The sequence below is a fragment of the Roseobacter cerasinus genome (assembly GCF_009811755.1).
Taxonomy (GTDB): Bacteria; Pseudomonadota; Alphaproteobacteria; order Rhodobacterales; family Rhodobacteraceae; genus Roseobacter; species Roseobacter cerasinus.
The window spans coordinates 1-596 of sequence record NZ_BLIV01000023.1 but is presented as its reverse complement, the minus strand read 5'-3'; the positions used below and the strand labels follow the sequence as shown (position 1 = coordinate 596).

The window sequence follows — 596 nt, the reverse complement described above, 5'->3', positions numbered from 1 at the left end:
TATCGGCGCACGTCGAAACGCCCCGCCGACACGCAGCTGCGCACCAGAATGAAAGAGCTGGCGTCCGAGCGGCGGCGGTTCGGCTATCGACGCCTGCACATCTTGCTGAAGCGCGAGGGATGGGAGGTGAACTGGAAAAAGCTGTACCGGCTCTACCACGAAGAAGGGTTAACCGTTCGTAAACGGGGCGGACGCAAGCGCGCAGTGGGCACCAGGACACCGATGGCGATCCCTCAGGGGCCAAACCAGAGATGGTCGCTCGACTTCATGTCAGACGCGCTGGAAGACGGGCGCAGGTTCCGGGTGCTGAATGTTATCGACGACTTCAGTCGGGAATGCTTGGCCGCCGTCGTGGATACATCCATTGGCGGTGCGCGTGTAGCTCGTGAACTGGATCGGATCGCAGAGCTGCGCGGTTACCCCTGCCTTGTGGTCAGCGACAATGGGACCGAACTGACCAGTAACGCGATGCTCAGGTGGCAAGAGGAGCGCAAAGTCGATTGGCACTACATCGCACCAGGCAAACCCATGCAAAACGGTCTAGTCGAGAGCTTCAACGGGCGGATGCGCGAGGAAGGCCTCAACGAACACCTGTT

The 596-nt window shown here is 60.4% G+C and carries 1 protein-coding gene; it reads left to right on the top strand.

Annotated features, from left to right (window positions below; all coding sequences use genetic code 11):
- Positions 1-596 (top strand): IS3 family transposase (locus tag So717_RS21995; RefSeq protein WP_159981421.1); only part of this gene is annotated, 596 nt, incomplete at both ends.